The sequence below is a fragment of the Streptomyces sp. PCS3-D2 genome (genome assembly GCF_000612545.2).
Classification (GTDB): Bacteria; Actinomycetota; Actinomycetes; order Streptomycetales; family Streptomycetaceae; genus Streptomyces.
This window is the reverse complement of sequence record NZ_CP097800.1, coordinates 7485219-7512055: the sequence shown is the minus strand read 5'-3', so window position 1 is coordinate 7512055 and position 26837 is coordinate 7485219. Positions and strand designations below refer to the sequence as shown.

Sequence of the window (26837 nt, the reverse complement as noted above, 5' to 3'; positions counted from 1 at the left end):
CATGCGGACGGGGAAGCCGTGGTCGAAGGGCAGCGGTTCGCCGTTCATGCCGACCGCGAGGATCGCGTCGCGGCCGTCCATGACGTCCTCGACCGGTGAGCCGAGCGTCATCCCGTCCACGGACCGGGCCACCAGCTGGTCGGCCGGGCCGCCCTTCGACGGCGGTTTCACCCCGCACTCGGCGAGCAGCGCGGCCAGGGGGACGCCGAGCCAGCGGGCGGTACCGAGGTAGGGGCCGCCGACCTCGTTGGAGACGCAGGTCAGGGTGATGTCGCGTTCCACGAGCGGGCGGTCCAGAGCTCGTCGAGGGTGTAGGTGCGCGGTGTGGTGACGCCTTTGCCGTGGAGGCGCAGCCGCCAGCTGCCGGCGTCGACCCTGGGACGGTCAGAGCGGTGTCGACGCGGTAGAAGTCGGCGTTGGGGGTGGTGAAGGGGCTGATGCCGGGCACCTTCAACCGGGCTCCGGCCGGTACGGGCGGAGCCGGGAGGCCGGTGGGGGCAGGACCAGGCCGGCGCGGGAGGCGACCGCTCCCTGCCCCTGCCGGCCGGAGAGGAACCGGCCGAGGGCGCCTGCCGATGCGGCCGCCACAGCGGTCAGGGCCGCCGAGGCAAGGAAACCGCGCCTGCTCCATCCTTCGGTGCCGCTGTGCCCGTCCCCGCCGCCGGTGCCGGAACGGGTACCGCCTTGGAGGCCAGGACGTACAGGGCGGTTGCCCCTGCGAGTGCTCCGGCGATCGAGGGCAGTGCATCGCCGATTCCGGTGGAGTCCGGGCGGCTGAGGGCCGCCGCGGAGCCGACGATCCCGAACAGCAGCACGCCGGCGGCACCGGCCCGCCGGGTCCAAGGCCAGGATGCCCAGACCGACGGCGATGACGGCGAGGATCGCCAGGATTCCCGACTGCAGGACGGTCTTGTCGTTCTCCCCGAACGTACGGATCGCGAAGTCCTTCACCGCGGCCGGGGTCCGGTCGATCACCGCGCCGCCCACCACCGTCACCGGCCCGGCGGCCGGCCGCACCCAGCCGGCGACCAGCTCGGCCACGGCGAGCGCCGGCAGCGGCCAGAACGCCGGCCGACGCGCCCAGGGCGGCGCGGGGAAGGGTGCTGCGGAAGTGGTTCACGTACCGGATTCGGCAGCATCCACCTGGCGGATTGGCCAGACACGCCGAAAGAGTGACCCGCGCGCCGGAAAGGTGCCGGCGGTCCGTGGTGCGAGGGCCCGGCCGCGACCCGCGAAGGCGGCGCCGGCACGCAGCGGGACAGAGTGCTGCCCGTGGGCACGGTGGTCGCCGCTCCGCGGCACCCGCGGCGGCACGCCCCCGTCACGCCCCCCCTTCGCGGGCCGGGCGCGGGCGTCGAACCCGCCGGCGCGCAGGTCGGCGTCCGGCGCTTCACCCAGAGGCCCGGAGGCGCCGACCCGGGGGCCTGCGCCGCGCCGGAGGGTTGCCGCCGCTCCCCGTCGGTCCGGAGTCGGGCCGCCGAGGTCCCACCCCTTGCTCGACCTATCGATTTTCGATAGATTTCGATTGTGGGTCGATGGAGGGATGGGTCATGGGCAAGCTGACCGTGCGGGCGTTGCGCGTCGTGCTCGGGGTGGTGTTCGCCGGCACCGTGTTCGTGCAGGCGGGGATGGTGTGGGCGTTGGTCACGGGCGAGACGGAGGGGGGATCGCTGCCGCTGACCCCGATGCGCGTGATCGTGGCCCTGGGGATGGTGGCGGCCCAGGTGGCCCTGGTCTGCGTGTGGCGGCTGACGGCGATGGTGCGGCGCGGGACGGTGTTCTCCCACGCCGCGTTCCGGTACGTGGACGGCGTGATCGGCGCGATCACGGCTGTGGCCGTGCTGTGGTTCGCGGTCACGGCGGTCAACGCCCCCGGCCAGCGGGAGGATCCGGGCGTTACTGTGATCATGGGCGGGATCGGCTTGGCCATCCTGGGGGTCGCGCTCATCGTGCTGGTACTGCGGATGCTGCTCGCGCAGCCGTCGCGCGCGACGGCGAGGCGGCACGGATGCGGCCGAGTTGGACGAGGTGATCTGATGCCCATCACCGTCGACATCGACGTGATGCTGGCCAGGCGGAAGATGTCCGTGGGCGAACTCGCCGACCGGGTGGGATCGCCGGCCAACCTGGCGGTGCTGAAGAACGGCCGCGCCAAGGCGGTGCGCTTCGCGACGCTCGCCGCGCTCTGCGAGGCGCTCGAGTGCCAGCCGGGCGACCTGCTGCGCTGGAGGCCGGGGACACCGCCGCGCAGGACGGCGCGGGGGGCGAAGCCGCCGGGTCCGGGCTGCCCGGGCAGCACCGGCAGGGCTGAACGGCCGCGGAGCCGTACCGGCGGTGGCGTGGTGCCCGGGCGATCGCGGGATGTGAGGGCGTGTTCAGGGGCAGGTGCGTACGCCGTCCAGCCAGCGGGGCCCTTGATGTAGATGTTGGTGATCCATGCCCGGTATTCGGGCAGGTAGGACCAGGCGTCGTTGGTGTAGCCCTCGGCGGTCACGGGTTCGGCGTGTTTCTGGCAGTCGAAGCGCGCACCGTGGTGGGGCCGGGAACTTGTGCACGCGCGGGCTGCCGGTGGAGGGCTCCTGGTGGGTCCACACGTCGGTGCCCCAGGTGCTGACGTGCCGGGCGCCTGCGTCGGCGGCGCGATGCGGACCGCTCCGGCATAGTCGCCGCCGAGCCGTACGTCGGCGACGGTGATCCGGGTGCCCGATTCCCGGGCCTCGACCATCCTGCCCGCGCCCAGGTAGATCGCGATGTGGTGGATGGAGCCGCCCGAGCCCCAGGCCAGGAGGTCTCCCGGGAGGAGCGGGCGGTCCCCTCGGCGGCGGTGAACCGCTGCCGCACCTGCGGTGCGTGGAACTGGTGGTAGGCGTTGCCGGGCAGGGGGTCGCCGCCGGCGGCGCGGGCGTAGGCGTAGCGGACCAGTCCCGAGCAGTCGAAGCCGAGCCGCTCGGGTCGTGGGCGCTGTCCGGGTCGCTGGGGTCGACCTGGCCGTAGGTCGGGCCCGGCTGCGGCCCGTGGCCGCCGCCCCAGGTGTACCAGACGCCGATCTGTTCGCAGGCGGCCGCCACGGCCTGCTCCGCCGTGGTGGAGGCGCCGGCGGCGAGCACCCGGCACTCCCCGCCGCCGCCCTGGGGGCAGCGGTGGCGCTGTGGGCGCCTTCCCCCGCGGCCAGGAGGGTGAGTGCCGCCACCGCCGCCACCGCTGTCGTGCGCATCGCCATGTCCGGTCCCCCGTTTCCGCCGCGCGGTCGTCCGGCCGCGGGCCGTCGTGCCCGTGGTGTCCTGTCCGGGCGCTTCCGAGACTGTCGCCCGCCTCCCCCGTGTGTCGAGCAGGCGCGGGTCGCCCGCTGCGAACGGGAAACGGGAAACTTCCGGGAAACCCCTTCCGGTCTGGGGTTTTGAGTGTCCGTCACCCGTGAGGGGCGGTGTCTGGTCGGTCGGCTGGAACCCGGGCGCGGCACACCGCATCCCTTGGGGTGGCCGGGGGTCGGCCGGGGCGGTTGCCCTCGCGGGCCGGCCACGCCTTCGCCCCGACCCGACCTGCCCGAGCCTGACCGAACCGAACCGAACCGGAGAGTGCCGCCGATGAACCCTCAATCACCGCCGGGGCCCCTGGGCAGAGCGCTCCGCGTCGTGCGGAGATATCCGCGCCGTGCGCCGCTGACCCTCGCCTATGTCTGCCTGCTGCTGGCCGGCCACGCCTGGATCGGCCGGGTGTCCGACGAACGGGCGGCGGCCGTGCTGGGGTACCTCAGCACCAACCTGGACAACCTGCGCGACCATCCGCTGGCGGCGCTGGCCGGCAGCGCGCTGTTCTTCGACGGGACGCTCACCGATGTGGCCTCGACGGACTTCGTGGGCACCCTGATCACCCTGGGGCTGGGGGTGTGCTGCTTCCTGCCTGGGCGGAATCGCGGTGGGGGAAGCGGCGTGCGGTGGCGGTGTTCCTCGGCGGGCATGTCGTGGCGACCCTGCTCACCGCTGCCGTCATCACCGTCGCGCTGCGGTACGGCTGGTATCCGGCGGCGGTGCGACAGTCCTTGGACTACGGGGTCAGTTACGGTGCGCAGACGGTGCTGGCGGTCGGCACGCTCGCCCTGCCCCGCCGGGGGCGCCTGCCCTGGGCGGCTTTCGTCCTCGCGTGGCCGCTCGGCGGTGCCGAGTGGTCCGGGCCGCTGCCGGACTTCACCACCGTCGGCCATCTCACGGCGGCAGTGATCGGCTTCGGGCTGCTGGCCGTCCCGGCCTTCCGGCGGCCGCGGGCCGGTGCCGCGGGACCGCCCCGCACCGTGGCGGACGGCGGGCCGCGGCCGGGTGCTCTCGCGCGGCCGGCGTCGCCGGCGGGCGGATCCGGGCAGCGTTCCTGACCGGCCGCTCCCCTTTGCGGGTTCTCCGGGGCGGCTATTGGGGTGTGTCGGCAGGGGCGAAGTGCACGTCGTAGCGGTCCTGTTCGGGCAGGAGCGCGGCGAAGGTGTCCAGGCCGTGCCGGATGCGGCCCAGGGCGGAAGTAGTCGAAGCGGTCGACGGCCGGGGTCAGCAGGACGAGCAGGTCCGCCGTGGCTGCGGGAGAAGCGCCGAACGCGTGGACGTGGCCGGGCGGTATGCAGACGAGTCCGCCGGCGGCCACGGTCGTGGTGCGGTCGTCGAGGGTGAAGCGGGCGCTTCCGTCGAGTACGTAGAACACCTCGGTCGACCGTGCGTGGTGGTGGGCGGGGGCGCCGGTGGCGCCGCGGGGGAGGGTGAAGCGGTTGGCTCCCACCGCCGCGCCGGTGTCGGATGCGTCCGCGAGGAGGCGGAACCCCCCGCCGTGGGGGAAGTCGATCCGCTCGGCCTGCTCGGCGTGCACGATCAGGGGCTGTCGGGGGGCGTTCATCGGCGGTCTCTCCTGTGGTCTGCGGCGTGTCGTGGATGCGGTTCCATTCGATCCCGGGAAGCGGTCGTGATCCACCGGCTGTTGGAGAAGACAGAGATCACCGGTCGTGACGAATCGCTGCGGGAGGCGGACGGGTGGAACTGCGGCAGTTGAGGTATTTCGTGGCTGTTGCCGAGGAGGGCGGCTTCGGGCGGGCGGCGCAGCGGCTGGGGATCGTCCCGTCGGCCGTCAGCCAGCAGATCGGCCGGCTCGAACGCGGTTGGGGGGTGGTCCTGTTCGAGCGTACGACCCGGCGGGTGCGGCTCTCCTCGGCGGGCGAGCGGTTGCTCCCCGAGGCCCGTGCGGTTCTGGCGGCTGCCGAGCGCACGGTGCGGGTGGCCGCCGATGTCACCGCGGGTGCCGACGGTGTGCTGCGGCTGGGCGGTGTCCACGGCCCCCGGGACCGGCTGGGGCGTGTTCTGGCGCTCCTGTCCGCTGCCGCTCCCCGGCTTCAGGTGCGGCTGCGGAGGATGCCGGTCGGCGATCGGCTGGCCGCGGTACGTTCCGGGGAGCTCGACGCCGCCCTGGTGCGGGCGGTTCCTTCGGCGGCCGGCCTGGAGTTGCTGCCGCTGTGGAGCGACCCGCTGCATGTGGCCCTGCCCCAGGGCCATCCGCTGGCGGCCGAACGGGCTGTGGGGCTGGACCGTTTGGCGGGGCTCGCGCTGCGTCTGGCTCCGCGCGCGGAGAACCCGTACTTCCACGATCTGGTCGTCGACGCGTGCCGCAGGGCGGGGGCGTGCCGCCCGCCGGGCCGCCCTTCGCCGGTCTGCAGGCCACGCTCGCGGCGATCGGCACGGCGCGCGAGGCGTCGTGGACCGTCTTCTACGAGGTCCAGGGGATGCCGTCGGTCCCGGGGTGGTGGTGCGCCCGCTGGCCGGCCTGAGCGTGACGACGTCCCTGGCGGTCCGTCCCGGTCCGCCCGATCCGGCCCTGCGCCATCTCCTGGCGGCGCTGCACCGGGTGGAGGGCGCCGTCGGGCCGGCCGCGGGGGGTGTGCGCGGGTAGGCGGGGTGCGGGCGCTCTCGGGCACGTGCGCTGCCTTCGGCGCTGGCAGCCTGTGGCCTGTTGCCGGGCCGCCGTGGGCCGGCCGTGTGCCGGGCGACCGTGCGACCGCGTCCTGTCCCCCGCAAGGAGTCCGGGCGCCCGGTCGGGCGGGATGTCCGGCCTGAGGAGGAGGAGTTCTGTGTGTTCAGCGTAGTTTCGGGCGGGCGGGTGATGCGGCGTGTCGCCGGTCTCCTCGTGGCGCTCGCCCTGTCGGCCGGTGTGCTGGGCGCGGCCGCGCCCGCCGCCCATGCCGATCCGGACCGGCCGCTGACGGTCGTCGACTGGGACATCAGCGGTCTCGAGCACGGCGGCCAGGGGCACCACGACCGGTACTGGAACATGATCGACCAGGTGCACCGGATCAGCGGCCACGACTTCTACCAGGTGCTGGACGAGACCACGACGATGCCCGACCGGCTGATCCAGATCCGGGTGAGTCACGCCGGGCAGTACGTGGTGTCCCTCTACTACTGGGCCAACACCCTGTATCTGGCCGGGATCTACCAGCCCGGGCAGCCCGACGGCACCGGCAACCGGCACTACGTGTTCCCCGACGGCTATCCCGACGCGTTCGAGCGGGTCCTGGGGGTGCGGGCCCACCGCCTGCCCTGGAACGGGAGTTACGCCACCCTGCCCGGCGGTGGCGCCCGCGCGGAGCGGCGGCTCACCCCCCAGAACCTCCAGAACGCGCTGCTGACCCTGCGCAACACCCAGCAGCTCCTCACCACCGGGGCCGGCCGGCAGACCGTCGGTTCGTACCTGGTGGACGTCATCGGCGCGACCGCCGAGGCGGCGCGCTTCGGGTACGTCTTCGACGTGATCCGGCAGAACATCGCCCACCACGCGTCGACGCCGATCGGCCCGTTCGGTGCCGACCTCGAAACCAGCTGGGGCCAGTTGTCCGCCTGGGTGTACGCGCGGCTGCGCAACCCGGCCGGGAACGGTTTCACCATCGGTGCCCAGGGCTACAGCAGGTACTACCCGACGGTCGCCGCGCTTATCGCGAACCTGGGGTACATCCAGCTCAACGGGCACAAGCGGGGCGGCTGACACCGGCCGCCGCCCTGTGCGGCGGCGGCTCCGGGACGGGGGTGAAGGAGGCGCTCCAGTCCCGCGGTGACATCCCGTACCGCTGCCGGAAGACCGGCTGAAGTGGTTGGGGCTGACGAAGCCCCAGCGGTGCGCGATGCGGGAGACGGTCTTCCCGCGTCCCGGTCGGGCCAGTTCCCGGGCGGCCTCTTCCAGGCGGCGCTCGCGGATCCAGGTGCCGACCGTCGTGGCGTCCTGTGCGAAGAGCCGGTGCAGGTAGCGGACGGACATGTGGTGTGCGGCGGCGATCGAGCGTGGGGAGAGGTCCGGGTCCGCCAGGTGCAGGCCGATGTGGGCGCGGACGCGTGCCATCAGGTCCGCGGTCTCCGCGGTTGACAGGGGCCTTGGGCCGGTGGCGGGGGGCCGGGCTGCCGGTCGGGTGCCGGCAGGCGGGCACGTTCCGTGATGAGGGTGGCCAGCATGCCCGCGATGTGGCCGGCCATGCGGGCCGCACCGGTTCGGCGCCCAGGTCCGGGGCCAGCGTCCGGCGAAGGCGGGACCAGGAGAGCGGGAGACGGCGGTGTCCCAGTGCCCGGGGCGGGCCGGACGGGTGCTCCCCAGGACGGGGCCGTGAGCACGTCTGCCTGCGGACGGCGAGCACGGCGCGCGGCAGCCGGAGCAGGTGCGTGCGGGAGGGCTCGGGAAACTCCACGGCGAGGTTCGCCGCCCGAGGGCAGCAGGGCCATGTCGCCCGGTGCCAGGCGTATCCGCCTGCCGCCGCGGGAGAGCAGTGCGGTGCCCGAGGCTTGAGCGGCCACGACGACGAACGGCCCGCCGCTTTCGCCGTGGGCGCCGTCGTGGTCCGTGCGGTGGGGTGTGGCTTCGAGGGTGCGTATCCGGAGGTATCCGCAGAGTCGCCGGTCGGCGGTCTCGGCGGCGAACAGGCCCGGCTCCGCCGCCCCTGTCCGCTGCCCGGCTCCTGCCCTTGCCCCGTGGCCCTGTCCGCTGCCCGGGCGGGAGGGGCTTGGGGGCGCGGGGGTGTGGGTGGGTGCGGGCCGGTTCGGTGCGGGGTGCGCTTGCATGCCGGAGCGGTGCCCGGGGAGGCGGTGGTTCGGATCCTGGAAAACCTCCCAGTCTCCGCCGCCCGTCCCCGGTCCGGCGCGGCCGGTCGGGGGATGCCCGGAGCCGGTATGTTCAGTTCATGATCATGAGAGGCCGGGGTGGCGGAGAGCGCTCTGGTTGCACCCGGCTGCTGGAACGGCGGGCGCTCGGGTATGAGCGGTGTACTCGTCGTGCGCGGCGATGCCGGGATCGGCAAGACGGCCCTGCTGGACCATGCGGTCGGTCGGCTTCGGGCCTGCAGGTCACGCGGGTCGCGGGCGTCGAGGCCGAGCAGGAGCTCGGTTTTCGCGGCCGTGCACCGCGTTCCTGCTGCCGTTCCTCGGTGCCGGAACCGTCGCCGCGGCCCCAGCGCGCCGCGCTCGAGACGGCGTTCGCGATGGTGGACGGGGACCGCGCCCGACCGGTTTCCTGGTGGGGCTCGCCGTTCTCACCCTCCTCGCGGAGTCCGCCCGCGAAAGGCCGCTTGCTGCTCGTGTGCGACGACGCCCAGTGGCTGGACCGGGAGTCGCTCGACGTCCTGGCGTTCGTGGGACGCAGGCTCCACGCCGACGGCATCGTCGCCCTCTTCGCGCTGCGCGACGACACGCGGCGGCCGCCGGCGCTGGACGGCCGTCCCGAACTCCGCTCGGCCGGCTGCCGCAGGCCGATGCGCTGGCGCTGCTCATGGACCACGCCGGCGGCGGGATCGACCAGGTCGTGGGCCGAGCGGATCATCGCCGAGGCGGGCGGGCAATCCGCCGCCCTGCGGGAACTGGCCAGGGGCCTCATGTCGTGGAGGCGGGGGTTCGCCGGGCCGCCGGCTCTCGGGCGGCGCCTGGAGGCCCGGTTCCTGCGGCGGGGTTGAGGGCCTGCCGGTGCTGACCCGGACGGTGCTGTTGGCGGCCTGGCCGCCGACGCGACCGGCGATCGGGACGTGCTGCGGCGGGCGGTCCGGCACCTTTCGGGGGCCGGCAACGACGACCTGCCGAGGCCTTCGACCAGGCCGAGCGGTGAGAGAGTTGTTGACGGCCGGCCCGCTCCCGGTGCGTCCTCGTTCCGTCATCCGCTGATCCGCTCGGCCCGTGTACGGGGGCGCGTCGCGGGCCGCGCGTCGTTCCGTGCACGCCGCGCTCGCCGCCGTGACCGACGCGTGCGCCGAACCCGAACGGCACGCCTGGCAATGCGGCGGCCGCCGCGGACGGCCCCGATGAGCAGGTCGCCTCCGCGTTGCACGGCTGTGCCGAGCGGGCCGGGAACACCGGCGGCTACCTGGCCCGGGCCGCGTTCTTGCAGGCGGGGCCGCGGATCTCACCGACGATCCGGTCCGGCGGGCCACGTGGCTGCTTGAGGCCTGTGCGGCGGCCCTCATGGCCGGTGCCCCGCGTCGGGCCGAGGAGCTCCTCTCCCGGCTGGCCGGCACCGGGACCGGCGGTGCCCGTGCTGGGCGCCCATGCCGGCCGGCTGGGCGGGCTGGCCCGCCTGATGCTGGGCGGAAAGGGGGCTGTCGGGCTCCTCCTGGATGCCGCCCCGGTGCTCCTTCGAGCACGACCCGGCGTCCGGCCGTGACACGCTGCTGGAGGCCTTCGACGCCTCGATGGTCGCTGCCGGCCCCGGTGGCGGTGCCGGTGGTGGTGGCGGTGCCGGTGGTGGCGGTGCCGATGGTGGTGGCGGTGCCCTGCGGGTGGCCCGTGCCGCGCTCGGTGTCGCCGGCCCGCGGGGACGCGGCGCCCGGTGCGGACGCGTGCGTCGCCGACCTGCTCCTGGACGGTCACGGCCCGGCTGGTCGCCGTCGGCTACCGCGCGGGCGTGCCGTCGCTGCGGGCGGCCCTCAGCGGCGATGACCCGGCCCGGCGCTGGAAGAGGGCGGAGCGGTCCGCTGGAGCCTGCTGGGGATGGTCGCCGGCCGTCGAGTTGTGGGACAATCGACGCCCTGGGGGAATGCGGGCGGCGGTACGCCGATGCCGCGCGCGGCCACGTGGGGCGCTGCGCATGCTCCAGATCAGCGCACACGCCAACGCGACCTCGGAGGTGTTTCCGCGGCAACCTGGTCGGTGCGCAGGCGCACTTCGCGGAGTTCAAGGACATCGCGGACGCGACCGGGGCCGATCCGCGGTTGTCCACCCCACCGATGTGATGCTGCACGCCTGGCGCGGGGACGAGCGGCGACTCTGTCGGCGGTCGCGGCGCAGCGGGAGCTGTGTCCCGAGGCGCCCGGCGGGATCCAGGCGCAAACTGGCCCGTGCGGCACTGGTCGTGCTCGGGCTGGGCGGGCGCCGCTACCCGCAGGCCCAGGCCGCGGCCCAGGCGGTTCTCGACGATCCGCCGCCGCACTGCGCCGGGCTCGGCCTTCCCGGCCTGGTCGAGGCAGCCGTCCGCAACGGCGATCCGGGCGTGGCCTCGCGGGCGTTGGAGCTGCTTGCCGAGCGGGCCACGGCCAGCGGCACCCCGTGGGCGCTGGGGCTGCTGGCCCGAAGCCGCGCCCTGGTCGCGCCGGGACCGGCGGCGGAGGAAGCTGTTCCGGGAGGCGTCCGCGCATCTGGAGCCGACGCCGCTGCTGACCGAGAAGGCGCACACGGACCTCCTGCACGGGGAGTGGCTGCGTCGGCAGCGCCGCAGGCACGACGCCCGGGTGCTGCTGCGGCGCGCCCAACGAGCGGTTCGCCTCGATGGGGGGCGGCCGCCTTCGCCGAGCGGGGCCCGTTCTGGAGCTGCGGGCCACGGGCGAGCAGGCGCGCGGGCGGGACGCGGGGGCGGGGCGGCAGCTGACCCCGCAGGGAGTCCCGGGTCCGCGCGGTTGGCGGCTCGCGGTGCTACCAATCAGGAGATCGCGACGGACTTGTTCCTCAGCCGCGAGCACGGTGGAGTACCACCTCGGCAAGGTCTTCCGGAAGCTCGGCGTCTCCTCGCGCCGGCACTGGCGGGGTCGCTGCCCCGGGGGTAGCGGCGGGCCCGCGGGGGTGGCCGGTGCCGGGGGGGTGGCTGTGTCGCCGGCCGGTGGCACAAGGGCTGGTCGGGGCGGGTGAATCGTCATCTAAGATTCAAGCTGGCCGCGGGGCCGGGGCTCGTCGCTGTGTGCGGCGACCGCGGAAGGGCCAGGGCCGGCCGGTCGATGAGAGCGGCCCGCGTCAGGGGTTCCGGTGCGGTCCGGACGGGACCGTCTGACGCTGATCACGAAGCTCCCGGGGAATCGCGTGCCGTCGGCGTGCGTCTCAGTGGTGTGAGATGCCCAGCCCGCACGCCCACGCACAGGAGAACCGCCGGGGAGAAGTGAGGTATGGCAGTGATCTGCGTCGGAGGCATGATCGGGATCGGCAAGACGAGTGTGGCCGAACTCCTCGCCAAGGAACTGGGCAGCGACGTCTTCTACGAGAGCGTCGAGGACAATCCGATCCTTCCGCTCTTCTACACGGCGAGCCCCGAGGAGATCCAGGCGAGGCGCTACCCCTTCCTGCTCCAGCTCTACTTCCTGCAGACCCGGTTCGCCTCGATCAAGGAGGCGTACAAGCAGGGCGACAACGTCCTGGAACCGGTCCATCTTACGAGGACTGGTACTTCGCCAAGGTCAACCACGACCTGGGCCGGATCAGCTCCCTGGAGATGCGGGGTGTACGAGGGCCTGCTGGGCGAGATGATGCGCGAGATCGACGGCCTGCCGTACCGCAAGGCGCCCCGACCTGATGGTCTACCTGAAGGCGGGACTTCGAGACGGTGCTGCACCGGATCGGCCTGCGGGGCCGTGACTTCGAACAGGACGAGGGCCTCGTCGAGTACTACGCACCCTGTGGTCGGGCTACGACGACTGGGTGAACCTGCACTACTCGGCCAGCGAGGTTCTCGTCGTCGACATGAACCGCACGGACGTCGTGCACAACCCCGACGACGCCGCCCGCGTGGTCCGGGAGGTCAAGGACGCCCTGGCCGCGGTCCGGCAGAACGCCGCGGCCGGTCTCTGACCCGCGGGCCGGTGGTCTCCCCCGTGCGGGGGAGACGGCCGCGACCTGCGGACGATGCCCGGACACCTGGCGGGTGGCGACGATCAGGTACTCGTCCCGTCAGATCAGATTCCGGAACCGGAGCTCACCATGCCCGAAGTGGACCCTGCGCGTCATCGCCGTCCTCGCCGTCGCCGCCGCGATCGCCGCCCCCGCGGCGGTGGCCGCGCCCGAGCCGGCGCCCGCGCAGCGGCGGCCCCCGTGCCGCACGGGAGGCATCCGCGGCCGCGCCGGTGGGCTCCGCCGCCGCGCCGAGAGACCGGGCTCGCCTCCGCCGGGCGCGAGACGACGCCGTCGGACCACGCCGTCTCCCTCTGAGCGACGCCCGGGGGCGGCGCCGTACCGGGGGCGGGGGTCCTCGTCGTCGTACCCGTGCGGTGTGCCCGTGCGGTGTACCCGGTGCCGACCGGGAGGGGGCGGGTGCGCTGACCGGCCCCCGGTAGGCGGCGGGCTTGCGTGCCCGCGTTCACCCCGTCGGGGCAATGGCCGGTGGTTCACGCGGCGGAAGGTGGTCTACTGCGGCTCGACCAGCGCAAACCGGCGTGAGCAGGAGGCAGTATAGCGGCGTGGGACCTGGATTTCGAACCGCCCGCGGAAGCGGGTGGGAGCGGCACGTTCCCGATGCGGGCGGGGGCCCTGCGCAGGAACGGCCATGTGCTCGTCGACGGCGTTGTCCTGCAGGCTCACCGACGTCTCGATCTCGAAGCCCGGCCAGCACGGTCCGACCGAGGTGCATCTCGCGGGGGTCGACGTGTTCACCGGTGAGAAGCACGAGGACGTGCACCCCTCCTCCCGCGACGTGGAGGTGCCGGTGGTGGTCTGCACCGAGTACGTGCTGGCCGGTGTCGACGGCGGTCGCCTCCGCTTGGTGGACGTGTCCACGGGAGAGGCCGGGGAAGACGTCGCGCTGCCGGAGGGAGCCCTCGGCCGGGCCGTCGAGGGCGACTTCACCGCCGGCAAGGACGTCCGGGTCACCGTGACCCGCGCGCTGGGCCGGGCAGGCGGTCACCGGCCACCGCGCGCGGTAGGGCCCGGCGGCCGTGACCCGCGCACGGCGCCGTCCGCGCGGCTGGGACCTCCCGGCCGGACACACGCAAGACGCCCGGCCGGGACGGTCCCGGCCGGGCGTCTTCGATGTGCGTGGGCTGCCCGCTGGCGGCTTAGTACCAGTGGTGGGTCTGCCAGAAGTTCCAGGCGCCGACGGGGCTGCCGTAGCGCTCGTTCATGTAGTTCAGGCCCCACTTGATCTGGGTGGCCGGGTTGGTCTTCCAGTCGGCGCCCGCGGAGGCCATCTTCGAGGCCGGCAGGGCCTGGACCAGGCCGTACGCGCCGGAGGAGGCGTTGGTGGCGGTGTGGTTCCAGCCGCTCTCGCGGGAAACGATGTTGTTGAAGGCCGCGAACTGCGCCGGGTCCTTGATCATCTGCTGGGCGATCGCCTTGGCGCTCGTCGGGGCCGCCTGGGCGGGAACCGCGGCGAGCATGGAACCGGCGACACCGAGGGCGACGACGGTGCCCGCGAGGGCCTTCTTGAGGCGGCGATGCGGCGGATGACGGAGTGGGACACGGAGATACCTTCCACAGGGGACAAGGGCGGTCGCGGCATGCCTGGGGCATGCGTGAGCCACTCACGCGGTGGAGAGGGGTTCGTCGGCGGCGGGTGAGGACCCGTGCCGCCCGGCGACTCATCCAGTTCTACAGACGCCCCGACCCCCTGGCAACGACCGCCATTACTAGGGGGCTTCGCAGTCAGGGACCGGCGGACCGGTGCCGGGCGGGGCGGGGTGGGCGCAGGTGGGAGCCGGATGAGGGGGGTTACGGGAGGGGTGCGGGGTCTACTATCGCGGTTCGTGTGTGACGTGAGTCCTATGGGGCGGGTCACCCCCGGGACGCCCGGACCTCACCGTCTGTCACTGGATGTACCCCTTTGAGAAACCGAGCAAATGTCCGTATTGCGCTGGATTCAAAGGAAATGAACAGTTTTGGGCTGTCCTTCTGTCCGAACGCGGTCCGGCACGTGGAGTCGGGAGCACGCCCACGGAGGGCCCGGGTCTGGACCCGCCGGGGGTCGAGGTCGCCGGGGCGAGCCGCCCGCGATCGCCCGGAAGACCACGCCGCGGACCGCGGCGGACCGCGGCGGACCGCGGGAGGGCGAGGCCGTGCGCGAGGTGCGGCGCGGGTTCGCGGCGGGCGGGGCGGCCGGCGGTAGGGTGCGGGCCGTGTCCGATCAGCAGCGTGAGCAGCAGCGGCGTGATCTCGCCGGCTACGGGGCCGAGCCGCCGCGCGCGGCGTGGCCCGGGGGCGCCCGTGTCGCCGTCAGCCTCGTACTGAACTACGAGGAGGGCGGGGAGCAGAACGTCCTGGAGGGCGACCGCACCTCGGAGGGGTACCTCCACGAAGTCGTAGGCGCGCCGCCCGTGACCGGCGGGCGCGACCTGAACGTGGAGTCGATGTTCGCCTACGGCTCGCGCGCCGGCTTCTGGCGCATCCACCGCACACTGGCGGCGCACCGTGCGCCACTGACCGTGTACGCCGTGGGACAGGCCCTGGAACGCAACCCCGACGCGGCGCGCGCGATGGGGGGCGGCGGGCTGGGAGGTGGCGGGCCACGGCTGGCGCTGGATCGACTACCGGCACGTGCCCGAGAACGTCGAGCGGGACGACATCGCACGCACGGCCGAGGCGATCGGGCGGCTCGTCGGGCGCCGGCCGGTGGGCTGGTACACCGGCCGGACCAGCGCGAACACACGGCGGCCTGGTCGCCGGGGAGGGCGGCTTCCTCTACGACAGCGACGACTACTCGGACGACCTGCCGTTCTATGTGGAGGCGGGCGGCCGGCGCCCGCACCTGGTGGTGCCGTACAGCCTCGACGCAAACGACTTCAAGTTCCTGATCGTCCACGGCTTCACCACCGCGGACGACATGCTCGCCTACCTGGTCGACACCTTCGAGACGCTCCGCGCCGAGGGCGCGGACCGGCCGCGGATGATGAGCGTCGGCATGCACTGCCGAATCATCGGGCGGCCCGGGCGAATCCGCGCGCTCGACGGGTTCTTGAAACACGTCGCGCAGCGGGGGCGGGGCGTGGATGGCCACGCGGGAGGAGATCGCACGGCACTGGCTGGCCACGCACACCGCCCGCCGACTGACTGCACACCGTGCACGCACGGCGTGCAGGACGCAGGACGCAGGACGCAGGACGCCTCTAGGATGCCGGGCGGGCGGGGGCGTAGCGCAGAGGTCGTCGCGCGCGGTCTCCAAAACCGTGAGGACGCCGGTTCGAATCCGGTCGGCCCCGTCCGCTCCGCCCTCGGCCACCTCGCGACCGTCCCCACGTCACCCTTCGGCCGCCGGCAGGGACCGGCGACCGAAGGGTGACGTGGGGACCGGTTCGCGCCGAACATTCCCGGCCCTGCCGGTCGCCCCGCAGGGCCTGCGCCTGCGGGGCCTGCGCCTGCGGGTCTACGCGGGGGTCTGGACCTTGTCGGGGTTGTCCTTGCCCACGACCACCGGGTCCGGCTTGGTGTCCGGCTTGGGGGTCGGGGCGGGCTTGTCGGGCTGGTGCTCGCAGTAGACCTTGCCCTGGTAGAACTTGCAGCCCGGCATGTTCTCCACGTCGCGGACCTTGTCCTTCTTGCCGTGACGCTTCTGGTTCTTCTCGCCCTTGTCGCGCTTGTCGTGCTTATCGCGCTTGTCGTGGTTCTGACCCTTCTCCCACGCCTCCTTCTTGCCGCTGTTCTCGTGACCGCTCTTCGCGTGGGCAGCGGCCGAGGTCGCGCCGGTCGCGGCCGGGGCGGCGAAAGCGCTGGTGGGGACCAGTGCGCCCCCTCCGACGATCGCGGCCGAGACGGCGTACAGGGCGAAGCGCTGCTTTCGGGAGGTGGTGCGGAACATGAGGACGACTCCAGATGAGAGGTGGGGGGAGGGTCGGATCCAGAGAACTCGGTGCGAAATGTCTGGTTTGTTCTCTTATGGAAAAGGCTGGCTGTCTGACTTCATGGAGCTGTCCGCCGACTGTCACAGGCGCGTGACAGGCCGCGCGGCTCCTGGCGCCTGGCATCTGCGGCGCCCCTGCGGCTGCCCTGGTACGGGGGCCGGGACAGCAGGACCGGTGGGCGCGGGGCGTGGCACGGGGCCGAAGTCGGGCCGGGAGGCGTCGCTGCCTGCCCGGCTCCTCCCGCAGGAGTCGGTGGACGCGGGCCGGGAGCGCGGTGGATCGGCCCCGGCCCAGGGTCCGCGGCCGGGCGGTCAGCCGGCCAGGGGGACGGCGATGTCGCAGGCCGGGTCGGCCGGGCCGATCCCGGACCAGTCCGCGAAGTAGACCTCGCGGGGCGCAGCCGCCGTGGTGCGGGCCTCGCGCTGCGCCCAGGCGTAGACCGCGTCGTAGGCGGAGAGGATCTGCGGGTAGGCCGTCTGCGCCTTGGTGAGGCGGGTGTAGGCCTGGGTGTGGGCCGGTTCGGTGCGGGAGGCCGCCGGGAGCAGGCCGGCGCGGGCCGGGTCCACCGGCACGCAGAGCTCGACGGGGCCGTCGCTGTCCTCATTGACCTCCCCGTGGTAGATGACGAACGGGTGGCCGAAGAAGCCACCGTGCGCGTGTGCCACCTGAGCCAGTCGGCCCAGGGCCGCGGGGATCCAGTCGGGCAGCTCTTCCGGGGTGATGTGCCGCTGTTCCGTGAGGACCAGCTGCTGCGGCACCTCACGCTCCTTGATCTCGTACATGTCCGTACTCCCTTCGCCTCCGAGCAGGTGGATACGGAGGTGCGCCGCCAGCTCGCGCTGTGCCGCGTGGCGGCGCTCGACGCCGTCCCAGTACTCGGCCACCAGCCGGGCCGCCTCCGGGGCGGGGGCGGCCAGGACCGCGCCGACGTCGGCCAGCGGCATGTCCAGCCCGCGCAGCCGCACGATCAGCCGGGCGGCGGCGAGCCGGCTCTCCCGGTAGTACCGGTATCCGGTGACGGCGTCGACGTGGTCGGGCGGCAGCAGGCCGTGGCGGTCGTACAGCCGCAGGGCCTTGTGCGACAGCCGCGCCCGGCGGGCGAACGCGCCGATGCTGAGCAGTGCTTCTTCCTCCATGGCCGCTACGCTCCCCTCTCCCCCAGGGTCAGGGTCAACCGGGCGGGCTCAGCAGTCACCGGGGTCGCCCAGCAGGGGTGCGCCGACAGTAGCGGGCGGCGGCGTGCGCGACGGCGAGCAGGCCCCGGGCGGCGCGGGGCGGCGGCCCGGGACGAGTTGAGGCGGCCGGCGAGGGGGTTCCGGCGGGCTTCGCGGCCCATCGGGGGCAGTCCGCCGGAGGCCTCCAGTCCGAGGAGGGGAACCGCACCCCCCTTTCTCTCCCCTTCTCTCACCTCCTCTCCCCCTTTTTCCCTCCTTCTCCCCCGTCCTGTCCCGCGTCTTCTCCTCCGTCAGGGTCCGGTCCGCGCCGCGGCTCCGGTGTTCCGCGACGGCATGGGCGCGTCCGTCCGCCGCGGCCGCGCCGAGGAACTCGGCCTGGACACCCGCCTCGCCGGGGCGGCGGTCTGCTGCGGGACATCGGCCAGCCCGTCGTCCGGCTTGCCGTCCTGCGCATCACCCTCGAGGTGGAGGTGCGTGTCACTCCGCCCGAGGAGGAAGGGGGCGAACGGCCCAACGGGAGCCACGAGGTCGGCGTGATCGAGCCGATCGGCTTCCGCCGGGCCGTCCGGCTCCCGAACTTGCGGGCTTGCGGGCTTGCGGTGCCGCTCCTGCCGCGCTGGCCGCCCTCCGTGCGGCGGGGGCCGTCCCCGCCTTGGCCTCTGTCGCCGACGACCGCCATCGGGGAACACCCGGCGCAGCCACGGGCGGTCGGGCGGTCAGGCGGTGCGGCGCGGGCGCATGGGACGGCGCGGGCGGCGGCGGACAGCAGGGGCCTCCGGGGCAGCCTGCGGTGAGGAGAACCCGCCTGCCACGGGCAGGGGGGACGCAGCCGGTGCGGTGGCCGGAGTGGGGACTGCGGCCGCGGGCGGGGCCTGGCGGGCCGGCGGTCGGGCACTGCCGAGGATGGCGGTGTGCGCGATGAGCGGCGCGCAGGACTGGCAGATCTCGGCGAGCGTCCAGACCTGTCCCACGGCCGGGTTGTGGACCAGGACCAGGAGGGCGGAGCCGGTGCACTGGGTGCGGGCCTCGTGGAAGGCGCACTGCGCGGCCCGGCAGGCGCACGCGGCGTTGGGCCGGACGGTCGCCAACCGGGCGTGGGCCCGGACGTGCTCGGCGGCGAACCGTTTCAGGGCCGCGGTGTCCTTCGAACGGGGCGGCATCCGGCAGGCTTCGGTGCTGCAGGTGACGGAGGCGCTGTGATCGGCGTGGCCGGTGAGCCGGACCGTCCAGGTCCGGCCGGGCACGCGGGATCCGGGCATGAGGGTCAAGTCGGGGTCCGATCGTCGTGTTTCAGGTGGGTCGGTCGCGGCCGGTCGCACCGACGTGGCGCCGATCGCGGCGGGGTGGACCCCGCGGACTGTCGTCCCGGGCGGCGTCTGCGGTGGCGGCGCCGGGCAGCGGAGAAACGGACATCGCGCGGCCTCGGACCTGGGGTCTTCGGCCTTTTTCGCACGTCCCGCAGGTCCTGTCAATGGCGCGTACCCGTCCGGCCGTCCGCCGGACAGGGGCAGGAAGGGGAGGGGAAGGGACGGGGACCGGACGGGACAGGACAAGTGGGCCCGGGGTCCGCCCGGGACGCGCCCGGGAGGCCTGTCGGCCGTGGCGGGTGCGGGCGATTCGGGCGGCGGAGCGGGCGGGCGAAAACTCCCGGGAAGTCAGCACGCCCACGGAACGGGCCGGCGGGGCGCCGGCGCCGGCTCCGTGGCCGCCTGCGGGCAGCGCTCCGACTGCCTCGTCTGCCGTTCCTGGGCACCGTCTGCGGCGCACAATTCCCCCGGCGGGTGCGGACGATGGTCCTGTCCTGAACCGGGCCTGCGCCCCGCGCCCGTACGCGGAGGTGTACGGGCAAACACGGCCGTCTGCGGGTTCGGCGAAGACGCTGGAGGCGACCCCGGCCATCACCGCGAGCGGACACCGGCGCGGGCCGCGAGGTCCGTCGTCCCGACCGGAGCGCGGCGCTGCGGGCGGCAGGCTCTACCCCGATCCGGTGCCGGCGACGACCGGGCCCCGCCCCCCTCTACGGGACGCCGCGGCCCCCGCCCGGGGCGCTGGAGATCGGCCGGCTGCCGGTCTTCGCCGCCGAGGCGCACTGATTGCGACCACAGCGTGTGGGGCAGCGCTCTCGCCTCCGGCCGCCTCGCGACTGCGGCGCTGCCCGCAAGGGCGTCGCCCGCACCGGACGAGCTCTCGGAACCGGTCGGCAGGCGCAGCACGGGTTCCGGGGCCGACGAGACACGCATTGTGGTCCCCTCAGTGATCTCCGCGTAGCACCCGGCACCGCGTCGAGTACCCGAACCGGACAGGCGGACTGGCGGTGTGGGCGGGAGGGGAAGCGGGCGAGGTACGGCCCCCGTCGCAGCCATGAGGGCCAGGACCGCACCCCGCACCAGGCACCTACCCGACACCGCCCGGCCGACACCCGCCGGCGCGGGCGGTGCCTGAGCCCGCGCCGCACATACGGCGACTCCTCGCAGAGGTTGCCTCTGCGAGGAGTCGCACTCGACCACCGGCCGCTGGTCTGCTGGTCAGCCCTGGGTTCCGCCCTGGGTGTTGCCGTTACCGCCACCCTGGGTTCCGCCCTGGGTGTTGCCGTTACCGCCACCCTGGGTTCCACCCTGAGTGTTCCCGGTGCCACCACCCTGGGTTCCACCCTGCGTGTTCCCGGTGCCACCACCCTGCGTACCACCCTGCGTGTTCCCGGTGCCACCACCCTGCGTACCACCCTGAGTGTTCCCGGTGCCACCACCCTGCGTACCACCCTGAGTGTTCCCGGTGCCACCACCCTGCGTACCACCCTGAGTGTTCCCGGTGCCACCACCCTGCGTACCACCCTGAGTGTTCCCGGTGCCACCACCCTGCGTACCACCCTGAGTGTTGCCATTGCCGCCACCCTGGGTTCCACCCTGAGTGTTCCCGGTGCCGCCACCCTGGGTTCCACCCTGAGTGTTCCCGGTGCCACCACCCTGCGTACCGCCCTGAGTGTTGCCATTGCCGCCACCCTGGGTTCCACCCTGAGTGTTGCCATTACCGGCGCCCTGCGTACCACCCTGGGTGTTGCCATTACCGATCTGGGTGCCACCAATGGTGTTGTTCGAACCGCCGATGATCGTGTTGTTGACGATGTTCGTTACGTTGTTGGTCACCTGGTTCACCACGGAGGGCGCCAGCCCGAGCTTCTTCGCTTCCGAAGCCGCTGCCTTTCGACCGATGGCGGCTGCCTGCGCCTTGGAGGCTCCGCCTCGCGCTGCCTGCTGGGCTGCGGCTGTGCCTCGTGCTGTTGCCACTGCGATGTCGGCCTTCGTGGAGGCGGATCCGGTCGGGGTGCATCGGACCGTGCCTACGGAGACCGGACCGCTGCCGGTGATTTCGACCCGGATGTCGCCCTTCGGTCCGGTGGCGGCGCGGGCGATGGTCTTCCCGTTGCGCTTGACGTCGTAGGTCTGCTTGAGGGCGAAGCCCTTGCCGCGGATCTCGCCGTTCTTCAGGCTGCACACCGCCGCCGCCGGGGCTGCGGTCGAAAGTGCGGAAGCCTGGGAAGCGAATGTCACTCCCGCCGTTCCGGCGAGTATCGCGGTGACACAGGACAGACCGGCAATGTTGGCGACGCGCTTCTTCCTCGACATTTAAATCTCCTTTGAATGGTCGACCCGGATTCCGAGTTTTTCTGCGAGCCGGGGATTCGGCTTGCCAGGTGCCTCGGTTCCGTTTACTGGCCGATCGGTTTATCTGTCTCCAGATTGCCGTTTTCGGGCGCGGGGAGAAAGCGACGGAGATTCGGGGCTTGACAATCTCGTATGAGGGTGGGTGGTCGTGTGGCGCCTGGCGGTGGGGGCTGGTGGCCCATGGTGTGCCTGGGGGCAGCTGCGGGGTGGACCGGGCCGCGCTCGGCGGTGCTTCCTCGCCCGTCGGGCTGGGTTTCGGGGCCTGGTACGGGTTCAGCCGTTGCCCGCCCCGACGTGGGTCGGGGCGGGCAACGGCTGAAGGGGACGGCACCACCTCGCAGAGAGAGCCTCTGCGAGGTGGTGCGTCTTTCGGCTGGCTTGGTCAGCCCTGCGTACCGCCCTGGGTGTTCCCATTACCGCCACCCTGCGTACCGCCCTGGGTGTTCCCATTACCGCCACCCTGCGTACCGCCCTGGGTGTTCCCATTACCGCCACCCTGCGTACCGCCCTGGGTGTTCCCATTACCGCCACCCTGCGTACCGCCCTGGGTGTTCCCATTACCGCCACCCTGCGTACCGCCCTGGGTGTTCCCATTACCGCCACCCTGCGTACCGCCCTGGGTGTTCCCATTACCGCCACCCTGCGTACCGCCCTGGGTGTTCCCATTACCGCCACCCTGCGTACCGCCCTGGGTGTTCCCATTACCGCCACCCTGCGTACCGCCCTGGGTGTTCCCATTACCGCCACCCTGCGTACCGCCCTGGGTGTTCCCATTACCGCCACCCTGCGTACCGCCCTGGGTGTTCCCATTACCGCCACCCTGCGTACCGCCCTGGGTGTTCCCATTGCCGCCACCCTGCGTACCGCCCTGGGTGTTCCCATTGCCGCCACCCTGCGTACCGCCCTGGGTGTTCCCGTTACCGCCACCCTGCGTACCGCCCTGGGTGTTCCCGTTACCGCCACCCTGCGTACCGCCCTGGGTGTTCCCGTTACCGCCACCCTGCGTACCGCCCTGGGTGTTGCCGCCCTTGTTGCGCTTCTTCTTCTTGCCGTGGTGGTTGCCGTCGTGCTTCTTGTGGTCGTGCTTGCTGTGGCTGACGACGCTTTCCACCGATGTGGTGGGGGCCGCCATCGCGGAGGTCGAGGGGATGAGGATCCCGCCGGCGATGGCGGCGGCCGCCACGGCGGTCGCGAGGCGGAAACCTCGGCGCTTGCGGCGGGGCTGGGACGTCTCGAACTTACGGTTCATGGTTTTCTCCTGATCGGAATTGGGCCCTGAAAGGGCCCGTCATTTCGCGGCCTCCGCGATGTGGGGTTGCTTCCATCGCGTCCACGGCCTCTCCGGCTTTCCGACTTTCTGGCTTTCCGGTGGGGCCGCGTAACCAGTAAGCCCATTCACTGTGGCGGCGGTCATGTTCCGATAATTCGGGGCTTGACGTTTTCTCGCATGCGGGTTATTTGGAGAGCTTGGGGGATCCGGCCGACGGGTGTGGCCGTCCGGGGTGGCGCGAAAACGATCATCGGGGGCGTTGTCGGGGAGGGTGATCCCTATGCTGACGGGATGCTCGACATACCTCTTTCAGCGTTGGAAGTCGCGATGGTGCAGACGGGCACCCGCGCCGTGGACACCCTGCGGGACACCGCGGCTTTCGCTCAGGAGGTGGAGCGGCTGGGTTATCGCCGTCTGTGGTACGCGGAGCATCACCACTCCCCCGCGATCGGCGCGTTCCCGCCGGTCGTGCTGACGGCGCACGCGGCTGCCTCGACCTCGGTGATCCGTCTCGGTTCGGGCGGGGTGCTGGCCCCCAACCACGCGCCGATCATGCTGGCGGAACAGTTTGGGACGCTGGCCGCCTTGCATGAGGACCGTATCGATCTGGGTGTCGGGCGTGGTCCGGGCACGTTCGACGAGGGTGTCGCGCGGGCGCTTCGCCGTGGGGCGGGGCCGGCGTCGGACGCGGAGTACCGCGACGACGTGGCCGCGATCTTGTCGTTCCTGGTGGAGGAGGTCGCGCTCGGGCCGCTGCCGGAGCCGTGGCTGCTGGCTTCCAGTGTCGCGGGGGCCTCTCTCGCCGCGGCGCTCGGTCTGCCGGTGGCGATCGCGCATCACATTCGCCCGGACAACACCCTTACGGCCGTGGAGGGTTACCGGGCGGCGTTCACCCCGTCGCGCTGGTGCGAGCGGCCCCGGGTGCTGCTGTGTGTGGAGACGGTGTGTGCGCCGACGCAGGAGGAGGCGGTGTGGCGGGCGGGTCCGATGAACGTCGTCAAGGCCGGGCTGTTGAAGGGGCTGAGCGAGGTGCCGTTCCCCACGCCGGCGCAGGCGGCGGTCCATCCGTTCACCGAGCAGGAGCGGCAGGCGCTGGACGGTTTCCGTGCGCAGCAGGCGGTCGGGGCGCCGGGGGTGGTGGTGGAGCGGCTCGCGCACCTGGCGGGTGAGACCGGGGCGGACGAGTTGATGCTGACCACGCCTGTCTACGACCTGCGTGACCGGGTCGGTTCGTATGAGTTGGTCAGGAAGTACTGGGGGGCGACGGCGCCGTAGGGCGTGTCGGCGGGGCGGGGGTGGCGGGGTGTTTTCTCGTACGCCTGGACCGTTTCCGTAGGCGTGTGCGAAGGAGTGGCGGGGGTGGCTGTTACAGGGCCGTGCACCCGTTCGGCGTAGGGGTGTGGGTCGTGGCGGGTGCCGGGGCTTGGGCGGTGGGGGGGCTGCTGCGCAGGCGTGTCACGGCGGGTGGCGAGCTGTCGTGTTCGGGGCGTCAATCGGGGCTTGACGGTTGCCCGATACAAGGGAGGGTTACGGACATATCCGGATTGGGAAACGGGGGTCGGGCGGGCGGTGTCCGGGGGGCGCCGGGGGCCAGAGTGTGACTCCTCGGCCAGCGCCGGGATTTGTTTCAGGCCAGACCGGCAGCACCCGTATGCGTATTCGTGTCCGTGTGTGCTGGTGCCGGTCGGGGCCGTTCGTCGACGTCGAAGGGGTTCTTCCTCCATGTCCGCTTCCCCCGCCATCCGCCGTGTCCTCGCCGTTGTCCTGGCGGCCGGCACCCTTGCCGGAGCCGCCGCCGTGCCCGCCGCGGCGGACGACCACCGCCGCGACCACCACGGCCGTCACTCCGCCCTCGTCATCGGCGACGTCAGCCACGACAACCCGGTTCGGGGCGACCGTTCCAACCGCGCCCTGAACCGTGAATGGGTCGAGATCAGGAACACCGGCCGGAGCGGCGTCAACCTCCGCGGCTACACCCTCACCGACCAGCAGGGCAACCGCTACCGCTTCCCCGACTTCCGTCTGGAGGGCCGCTCCGCCGTCAAGGTCCACACCGGACGGGGCCGCGACAGCCGCCACGACCTCTACCAGGGCCGCACCCGCCAGATCTGGGACGACCGCGACACCGCCACTCTGCGCGACCACCGCGGCGGTGTCGTCGACACCGAGTCCTGGGGCCGTCGCGGGCACCAGCACCGCGGCTGATCCCGGTCGGCGGTCGCCCCGACGGGGACGGTGACCGCCGGCCGCCCGGGGGCGGGGTGTCACGGCCGGGCGGGCCGTGGCACCCCGCAGTCGTGCGCAGGTGGGTGGGTGCGGGTGCATTCGGGTGGCGGCGTGCCGTGTCGGGCTGGTGGCGGGGGGCCGGTTGGCGATGCTGGGCCGGGCGCGGCCCGGCGGGCGGCGCGTTCTCCCCCTGTCCCACGATGTGTAGGAGTACGGCATGACGGCGGACGCGGTCGGGCGTTTCCTGGCGGCTTTGGAGCCGCTGCGGCGGGAGGCCGTGGCGGGCAGGCCGCGCGAGGAGCAGGAGCGGCTGGCGGCCGCGTGGGAGGAGGAGCTGGGTTCGGACGACGAGCTCGACACCCTCGACGAGTTGTCGCCGCCGGCGGCGGAGGCCGAGGCGGCCCGCCGGGTGATGGACCGCGAGGCCTGACCCGGCCACCGGGGCGGGTCTCGCGGCGAGGTGCGGGCCGGTCCCGGGCGGGCGGGCCTGCTGCCGGACCCGCTCGTGGTGCGCGGCAGGGGCAGGGGGCGCCGGCGGTGTCTTGGAGGGGCTGTGTGGGCCGGACGGCGGGAGGAGTCCGCGGTGGGGGTGGTCTGCCCTCCGGGCCCGGCCGGTGTGCGTCGAGCGGGCCGGGCGGGGGCTGGTGTGTGTGGTGGGGGGGGTCAGCGGCGGTGGATGCGGTCGATGCCGTACCAGCGGGAGACACAGGCGGCGACCCAGTCCCGGCTGTAGGCGGTGGTGAAGAAGGGTTCGGCGAGGCTGGCGATGGGCAGCGGGCGGTAGCCGATGTCCGTGGCGCCTTGTGCCGCGGCGGTGCGGATGCGGGCGTTCTGGGCGTCCCAGGCGATGGAGCGGGCCACCGTGGTGGTGGTGAGTTGCTGGAGGGCGGGGACGAGGGAGGCCAGGGGGGCCAGGGTGAGGCAGAGCGCGGCGGTGACGGCGGCTGCCGGGGTGCCGGGGCTGGTGGGGTGGCGGCGGGCGGCCAGGCGGGGGCCGGCCCAGGCGCCGAGCAGGACTCCGTAGCCGCACAGGGCCAGTTCCATGGGTAGCAGGTAGCTCGTCCAGGTACGGGCGTACGTCCAGCCGGTGGGCCCGTATCCGCTGCGCAGGCCGACCGCGACGGCGAACGATCCCAGGATGACCACGGGCAGGGGGAGCAGGAGCAGGGCGGCCCGTGTCGCCCGCCCGGGCGGCGGCGGGATCAGGGGCGGGGATGAGGACGGGGATGAGGGCGGGGGTGAGGGGCGGGGTCGGGGGGTGCGGAGGGTGGCGGCGGCCAGGCCCAGGAGGAGGCCGGCGGCCGCGGCGGCGAGGTAGGCCCACTGGCCGGTGACGGTGTCCCACATGCGCAGCCAGTCCTCGTAGGTGGCCCGTAGTCCGCTCGCGGAGAGCAGTGGTTCTTTCTCCGGCTGTTGGGCGCGACGCCAGCGGGCGCCGGGGGAGGTGTAGAGGACGGTGAGGCCGCACAGGAGGCCGGTGCACCACAACAGGCACCAGGTGACGGGGCGCCAGGTGGTGGTCAGGCGTAGGCGGGGCAGGCACAGCAGGGCGGTCAGGGTGGCGGTCAGGCCGCTGACGAGGGCGAAGGGTTCGCTGAGGGTGCCGAGGGCGAAGCCGATGAGGAGGGCGCCGGTGAGGCCGGCGGTGCGGACGGCGCGGCGGGGGTGGTTGATGGTGGCCAGGGCCAGCAGGAGGGCCCACAGGCCGATGACGCCGGGCAGGGTGTGGGAGATGGTGGCGGGTGCCCACAGCAGGACCTGGTAGCTGCGGGTGCCCGCGTAGTAGAGGAGGGCCTGGAGGGTCAGGGCGCAGGCGGTCAGGAGCAGCAGGGGTGGGGTGCGGCCGAGGGCGTGCAGGAGGCGGCGGCCGAGGAGGACCAGGGCGGCGGTGAGCAGGACGGTGATGAGGGTGGGGAGGATTTTGGTGCCGGCCGGTCCGCCGCTGTAGAGGAGGCCGCTGAGGAAGGCGTTGGTGATGCGGCCGTTCTGGGTGGTGTAGAAGTCGGCGGTGATACCGAGGATGCCCAGGTCGCGGGTTTTCCAGGCGGCGCACCAGTCGTCGGAGGCGGGGCGGGTGTAGAGGCCGAGGAAGCATCCGACAGCGACGAGGGCTCCGGCGGCGGCGAGGAGGGTCGCGGCGGCGGGCAGGGCGACGCGTCGGAGCGGGTGGGGGTGGGAGTGGGTTCTTGGGCCGGTGCGGGAGGAGGGGGGCAGGTGTTCTTCCTCGTCCTCGGCCGCCACGGTGCTCATGGGCCTCCCCTTCGCAGTGGGGCCCCTCGGGAGGGGCGGCCGGTGCGCCCCGCCGGCTGTGGTGATCACACGGCCCGCGAACACCCATGATGTGCACGGTTTGCCGTGTGCGGCATCCGGGCGGGGCGGGTGGGGTGCGGGCTGCTCACCCGGGCGGCGGGGTTGTGGTGGCGGGGCGGGTGGTGGTCTTCGAGGATGGGCCGCAGGGGCGGGGTGGTGCGCCCGGTGTGCGGGGGCGTGGT

15 protein-coding genes, 1 tRNA gene and 10 pseudogenes are annotated in these 26837 nt (G+C 73.1%); 15 read left to right on the top strand and 11 right to left on the bottom strand.

What is annotated here, in order from left to right; all coding sequences use genetic code 11:
* Positions 1-1129 (bottom strand): annotated as a pseudogene (locus tag AW27_RS33685) (molybdopterin-dependent oxidoreductase); the annotation flags it as partial.
* Positions 1130-1550: 421 nt separating this feature from the next.
* Here AW27_RS33685 and AW27_RS33680 point away from each other — a divergent pair.
* Positions 1551-2037 (top strand): annotated as a pseudogene (locus AW27_RS33680) (DUF2975 domain-containing protein).
* Positions 2037-2243 (top strand): annotated as a pseudogene (locus AW27_RS33675) (helix-turn-helix domain-containing protein); the annotation flags it as partial. The pseudogenes AW27_RS33680 and AW27_RS33675, both read left to right, overlap by 1 nt.
* Before the next feature lie 494 nt (positions 2244-2737).
* On the opposite strand, the pseudogene AW27_RS33670 reads toward AW27_RS33675, so the two are convergent.
* Positions 2738-3214, bottom strand: a pseudogene (locus AW27_RS33670) (C40 family peptidase); the annotation flags it as partial.
* A 370-nt stretch (positions 3215-3584) separates the two neighbouring features.
* Between AW27_RS33670 and AW27_RS34585 the strand changes: the two are divergent.
* A pseudogene (locus AW27_RS34585) lies at positions 3585-3767 on the top strand (rhomboid-like protein); the annotation flags it as partial.
* A gap of 167 nt (positions 3768-3934) precedes the next feature.
* Positions 3935-4366, top strand: coding sequence for a rhomboid-like protein (locus tag AW27_RS33665; RefSeq protein WP_304949949.1), 432 nt, complete (start codon positions 3935-3937; stop codon positions 4364-4366).
* Between the two features lie 194 nt (positions 4367-4560).
* Here the strand turns inward: AW27_RS33665 and AW27_RS34520 are convergent.
* Positions 4561-4872 (bottom strand): annotated as a pseudogene (locus tag AW27_RS34520) (cupin domain-containing protein); the annotation flags it as partial.
* A 134-nt stretch (positions 4873-5006) separates the two neighbouring features.
* Here AW27_RS34520 and AW27_RS33660 point away from each other — a divergent pair.
* The 3 genes and pseudogenes from AW27_RS33660 to AW27_RS33650 all read left to right on the top strand — a co-directional run.
* A pseudogene (locus AW27_RS33660) lies at positions 5007-5588 on the top strand (LysR family transcriptional regulator); the annotation flags it as partial.
* A 41-nt stretch (positions 5589-5629) separates the two neighbouring features.
* Complete coding sequence (locus tag AW27_RS33655; RefSeq protein ID WP_304949967.1) at positions 5630-5794, top strand: hypothetical protein; 165 nt, start codon at positions 5630-5632, stop codon at positions 5792-5794.
* A 302-nt stretch (positions 5795-6096) separates the two neighbouring features.
* On the top strand, positions 6097-7005 hold the full coding sequence (locus AW27_RS33650; protein WP_157840329.1) for a ribosome-inactivating family protein: 909 nt from the start codon (positions 6097-6099) through the stop codon (positions 7003-7005).
* A gap of 147 nt (positions 7006-7152) precedes the next feature.
* Here the strand turns inward: AW27_RS33650 and AW27_RS34580 are convergent.
* A pseudogene (locus tag AW27_RS34580) lies at positions 7153-7275 on the bottom strand (helix-turn-helix transcriptional regulator); the annotation flags it as partial.
* A gap of 1294 nt (positions 7276-8569) precedes the next feature.
* On the opposite strand from AW27_RS34580, the gene AW27_RS33640 reads away from it, so the two are divergent.
* The 3 genes and pseudogenes from AW27_RS33640 to AW27_RS34510 all read left to right on the top strand — a co-directional run bounded on the left by AW27_RS33640 (position 8570) and on the right by AW27_RS34510 (position 13323).
* A complete protein-coding gene (locus tag AW27_RS33640; protein ID WP_304949948.1) occupies positions 8570-8950 on the top strand; it encodes a hypothetical protein in 381 nt (126 codons plus the stop codon).
* A gap of 2409 nt (positions 8951-11359) precedes the next feature.
* A pseudogene (locus tag AW27_RS33635) lies at positions 11360-12038 on the top strand (deoxynucleoside kinase).
* Positions 12039-12729: 691 nt separating this feature from the next.
* Positions 12730-13323, top strand: coding sequence for a hypothetical protein (locus AW27_RS34510; protein ID WP_370466663.1), 594 nt, complete (start codon positions 12730-12732; stop codon positions 13321-13323).
* On the opposite strand, the pseudogene AW27_RS33630 reads toward AW27_RS34510, so the two are convergent.
* A pseudogene (locus tag AW27_RS33630) lies at positions 13238-13641 on the bottom strand (aggregation-promoting factor C-terminal-like domain-containing protein). The gene AW27_RS34510 and the pseudogene AW27_RS33630 sit on opposite strands and share 86 nt — an antisense overlap.
* 1031 nt (positions 13642-14672) lie before the next feature.
* Here AW27_RS33630 and AW27_RS33625 point away from each other — a divergent pair.
* Both AW27_RS33625 and AW27_RS33620 read left to right on the top strand, forming a co-directional pair.
* Complete coding sequence (locus tag AW27_RS33625; protein ID WP_304949946.1) at positions 14673-15224, top strand: hypothetical protein; 552 nt, start codon at positions 14673-14675, stop codon at positions 15222-15224.
* Between the two features lie 74 nt (positions 15225-15298).
* Positions 15299-15373: transfer RNA gene (locus AW27_RS33620), tRNA-Trp, on the top strand.
* 164 nt (positions 15374-15537) lie between these two features.
* Here the strand turns inward: AW27_RS33620 and AW27_RS33615 are convergent.
* The 5 genes from AW27_RS33615 to AW27_RS33595 form a co-directional block, all read right to left on the bottom strand.
* Positions 15538-15969 (bottom strand): hypothetical protein, encoded by a 432-nt coding sequence (locus AW27_RS33615; protein ID WP_037930419.1) that lies wholly within the window; start codon positions 15967-15969, stop codon positions 15538-15540.
* 354 nt (positions 15970-16323) lie between these two features.
* On the bottom strand, positions 16324-17148 hold the full coding sequence (locus AW27_RS33610; RefSeq protein WP_037930422.1) for a MerR family transcriptional regulator: 825 nt from the start codon (positions 17146-17148) through the stop codon (positions 16324-16326).
* Positions 17149-17903: 755 nt separating this feature from the next.
* The gene (locus AW27_RS33605) at positions 17904-18446 is read right to left on the bottom strand and encodes a hypothetical protein (protein ID WP_037930428.1); all 543 of its coding nucleotides are present in this window, start codon (positions 18444-18446) and stop codon (positions 17904-17906) included.
* A 1266-nt stretch (positions 18447-19712) separates the two neighbouring features.
* On the bottom strand, positions 19713-20810 hold the full coding sequence (locus AW27_RS33600) for a hypothetical protein (protein ID WP_304949812.1): 1098 nt from the start codon (positions 20808-20810) through the stop codon (positions 19713-19715).
* 421 nt (positions 20811-21231) lie between these two features.
* Positions 21232-22098 carry a hypothetical protein gene (locus AW27_RS33595; protein WP_304949813.1) on the bottom strand — a complete coding sequence of 289 codons (867 nt, stop codon included), beginning with the start codon at positions 22096-22098 and terminating at the stop codon, positions 21232-21234.
* A 312-nt stretch (positions 22099-22410) separates the two neighbouring features.
* On the opposite strand from AW27_RS33595, the gene AW27_RS33590 reads away from it, so the two are divergent.
* From AW27_RS33590 to AW27_RS33580, 3 genes are all read left to right on the top strand, one after another.
* On the top strand, positions 22411-23394 hold the full coding sequence (locus AW27_RS33590) for an MsnO8 family LLM class oxidoreductase (protein ID WP_037930513.1): 984 nt from the start codon (positions 22411-22413) through the stop codon (positions 23392-23394).
* Positions 23395-23841: 447 nt separating this feature from the next.
* Positions 23842-24324, top strand: coding sequence for a lamin tail domain-containing protein (locus AW27_RS33585; RefSeq protein WP_037930434.1), 483 nt, complete (start codon positions 23842-23844; stop codon positions 24322-24324).
* Between the two features lie 238 nt (positions 24325-24562).
* Positions 24563-24775 (top strand): hypothetical protein, encoded by a 213-nt coding sequence (locus AW27_RS33580; RefSeq protein WP_037930439.1) that lies wholly within the window; start codon positions 24563-24565, stop codon positions 24773-24775.
* Positions 24776-25008: 233 nt separating this feature from the next.
* On the opposite strand, the gene AW27_RS33575 is transcribed toward AW27_RS33580, so the two are convergent.
* Entirely contained in the window at positions 25009-26595 is a 1587-nt protein-coding gene (locus AW27_RS33575; protein WP_052031376.1) for a DUF6056 family protein, read from the bottom strand.
* Positions 26596-26837: the final 242 nt, after the last annotated feature.

Bases quoted from the DNA above. Each gene is read 5' to 3' on its own strand.
- AW27_RS34510 (WP_370466663.1), top strand. From the start codon at position 12,730: ATGTGCTCGTCGACGGCGTTGTCCTGCAGGCTCACCGACGTCTCGATC.
- AW27_RS33615 (WP_037930419.1), bottom strand. From the start codon at position 15,969: ATGTTCCGCACCACCTCCCGAAAGCAGCGCTTCGCCCTGTACGCCGTC.
- AW27_RS33610 (WP_037930422.1), bottom strand. From the start codon at position 17,148: ATGGAGGAAGAAGCACTGCTCAGCATCGGCGCGTTCGCCCGCCGGGCG.
- AW27_RS33605 (WP_037930428.1), bottom strand. From the start codon at position 18,446: ATGCCCGGATCCCGCGTGCCCGGCCGGACCTGGACGGTCCGGCTCACC.
- AW27_RS33600 (WP_304949812.1), bottom strand. From the start codon at position 20,810: ATGTCGAGGAAGAAGCGCGTCGCCAACATTGCCGGTCTGTCCTGTGTC.
- AW27_RS33595 (WP_304949813.1), bottom strand. From the start codon at position 22,098: ATGAACCGTAAGTTCGAGACGTCCCAGCCCCGCCGCAAGCGCCGAGGT.
- AW27_RS33590 (WP_037930513.1), top strand. From the start codon at position 22,411: ATGCTCGACATACCTCTTTCAGCGTTGGAAGTCGCGATGGTGCAGACG.
- AW27_RS33585 (WP_037930434.1), top strand. From the start codon at position 23,842: ATGTCCGCTTCCCCCGCCATCCGCCGTGTCCTCGCCGTTGTCCTGGCG.
- AW27_RS33580 (WP_037930439.1), top strand. From the start codon at position 24,563: ATGACGGCGGACGCGGTCGGGCGTTTCCTGGCGGCTTTGGAGCCGCTG.
- AW27_RS33575 (WP_052031376.1), bottom strand. From the start codon at position 26,595: ATGAGCACCGTGGCGGCCGAGGACGAGGAAGAACACCTGCCCCCCTCC.